This is a genomic window from Arthrobacter sp. KBS0703 (assembly GCF_002008315.2).
Classification (GTDB): domain Bacteria; phylum Actinomycetota; class Actinomycetes; order Actinomycetales; family Micrococcaceae; genus Arthrobacter.
Map to the genome: position 1 here is coordinate 1 of NZ_MVDG02000021.1, position 2558 is coordinate 2558.

3 protein-coding genes are annotated in these 2558 nt (G+C 69.0%); all 3 read left to right on the top strand.

What is annotated here, in order from left to right; genetic code table 11:
* Positions 1 to 120 precede the first annotated feature (120 nt).
* Positions 121 to 1065, top strand: a complete 945-nt coding sequence (locus tag B1A87_RS22570) for an ABC transporter ATP-binding protein (protein ID WP_260681117.1) — start codon at positions 121 to 123, stop codon at positions 1063 to 1065.
* Positions 1062 to 1685, top strand: a complete 624-nt coding sequence (locus B1A87_RS22575; protein WP_185982457.1) for a hypothetical protein — start codon at positions 1062 to 1064, stop codon at positions 1683 to 1685. Before B1A87_RS22570 ends, B1A87_RS22575 begins: the two co-directional genes overlap by 4 nt.
* On the top strand, positions 1686 to 2558 hold an 873-nt coding region (locus tag B1A87_RS22580; RefSeq protein WP_144275960.1), incomplete at its 3' end, for a glycosyltransferase.

Sequence of the window (2558 nt, forward strand, 5' to 3'; positions counted from 1 at the left end):
TGTCTCTTATACACATCTAGATGTGTATAAGAGACCGGCCTTGAGCGGCGCACCGACGTGCTGATCGGCGTCGCGACGGCGGTTGTGCTGGCTGGCGGCGGCTGGCGGGCCATGGAGCACGTGATCACGCCGGGTGACCTGGTGATCTTCCTGATGTACCTCAAGACGGGCATGAAACCCCTGAAGGACGTGGCGAAACAGATTGGCCGGCTCGCCCGGGCCACGGCCTCCGGCGAGCGCGTGGCGGACCTGCTGGAAGCCCAGACGGACCTGCCCGAATCCGCCCATGCCCGCCGACTGGACAGCAAGAACCCGGACATCGTGATGGATGACGTATACGCGGGCCACGGCGAAGGAATGGTGCTGCACGGGATCAACCTGACCATTCCGGCCGGCGAGCATCTGGCCATCCTGGGCCCGTCCGGCGCCGGAAAGTCCACGCTGGCCAGCCTCATCCTGCGCATGATCGATCCCGCCACCGGATCGGTCAGGGTGGGCGGTGAGGACCTGCGGGACCTCAAGATCGCGTCCGTGCGGTCGCATGTGTCCATCCTGCTGCAGGACTCCGTGCTGTTCGGCACTTCCGTCCGGGACAACATCCGGTTCGGCCGGCTCGACGCCACGGACCAGGAAATCGAGGAGGCTGCTGCCCTGGCCCAGGCCGACACCTTCATCCGAACCCTTCCGGACGGCTACGACACGGTGCTGGGCGAAGCGGCGAAGGACCTCTCCGGCGGCCAGCGGCAGCGGATCGCGATTGCCCGCGCCATCCTCAGGCGGGCGCCGATCGTCATCCTCGACGAGGCGACGGCCGGCCTGGACGCAGCTTCCCGGGATTCCGTACTGCAGGCCCTCGCCGCCCTGACGCGCGAACGGACCTCCATCACCATCACCCACGATGTCCACTCCGCCCGTTCGTGCGACCGCATCGTCTGGCTCGAAAACGGCAGGATCGTGGAGGAGGGACGCCCGGAAGTGCTGCTGCGGGATCCCGGAACCCGGTTCGCCCGCTGGATGGATGACGAGGACCCCAGCCGGCCCGAAGAGAAGCTGGAAGTGCCATGACCGGTGCGCAGGCCTCGTTCAAAAATCCGGACTGCTCCCTGGCCAGCCGCGATGATGCGCTGCCCGGCCTGCCCTACCTGCTGGACAGTTCCCGGCTGTCTTCGCTGCTCGGCGAAACCGTCCGCGTCACGCGGGTCCGCTACAAGCCGCGCACCTCGTTGCTGGTGGCATTCCGCCGTATCCGCAACGGTGCCTTCGACTACGGCTGGGCTATGACCCGGACGCGCGCCGGCAACGCCAAGCTCCTTCGGCGCGAGCTCACCTCCCGGTCCCGCGGTGGAGACATCCGGGTCCTGCGGCCCGATCCGCGGCAGGACGACAACCTGGTGGCGGTGGGCGGCGTCGAGGACGACTGGGTTCTCTACGGGAACCTGCTCTGGCTGCGCGAACACGGCATGGAACGGCTCGGCCTCCCGCAACAGCCCGGCAGCGTGCTGGCCGGCACAGGCAGCGTGCTGCGGTACAAGCCTGAACGCCGCCTAGTCCTCTTCGTCCAGAACTCCGGTGCCCCGGTGGTCATCAAGGCCGCCGCAACGCCGGCCGGCGCCGAGCAGCAGGCCCATTTCCTGGAGCGGCTGAACCTGCACGGGGTTCCGCACCTGTCTCTTATACACATCTAGATGTGTATAAGAGACAGCCGCAAGGCAGAGCCTGCCGGGCGGGAGCGCGCGGTCGAAGAGGCGGCGTACTCGCTCGGTGACACTGCCCTGCGCGACGGCTGCGACGTGGCCTACGAACGTTATTCGCTGTTCAGCCCTGCTCTGTCCTTGGTGGCCGGCACGCTGGGGGTCCCGGCCGTCCTGGAGGTCAACGCTCCGCTGATCGAGGAGCAGCAGCGGTACCGCCAGCTTTTTGATGTTGGCCTCGCCGAGTCGATGCTCCGCCGGAACGCCCTGGCTGCCGACGCCGTGGCCTGCGTCTCGGAGCCCGTGCTCCGGTGGGTGAAGCAACGTGTTCCCGAGGCCAGGACCGTGCTGGCGCCGAACGGCGTCAACACCGACCGGATCACCGCCCGGCCGTGGGAGCGGCCGGGCGGGCGCCCCGGGCGGCCTGGTTCCGGGCGTTTCGTGGTGGCGTTCACCGGCACCCTCAAGCCGTGGCACGGCGTCCCGGACCTGCTCGAGGCGGTGGCCCGGGCCAACGCTGACCCGGACAGAGCGGGCCTGTGGACGGTACGGATCATCGGCGACGGGCCGGGCCGGCCGGACCTCGAACGGCTCGCCGCCCGGCTGGGCGTGGAGGCCGAGTTCACAGGAGCGGTGCTGCCAGAGTCCGTGCCGCGCCTGCTGCACGAGTGCGACGCCGCCGCGGCACCGTATCCGCAGCCGGAGCCGGGCCAGGACCACTACTTTTCGCCGCTGAAGGTATACGAATACCTGGCAGCGGGCATGCCGGTGATCGCCACGGCCGTGGGCCAGATTCCCGCCGTCATCGAGCACGGCCGCACCGGGCTAATGGTCGCCGCCGGCGATCCGGCGGCGTTCGCCGCCGCC

What these genes read in the sequence shown, in the direction of transcription:
- B1A87_RS22575 (WP_185982457.1), top strand. Translation starts at nt 1,062, where the DNA reads ATGACCGGTGCGCAGGCCTCGTTCAAAAATCCGGACTGCTCCCTGGCC.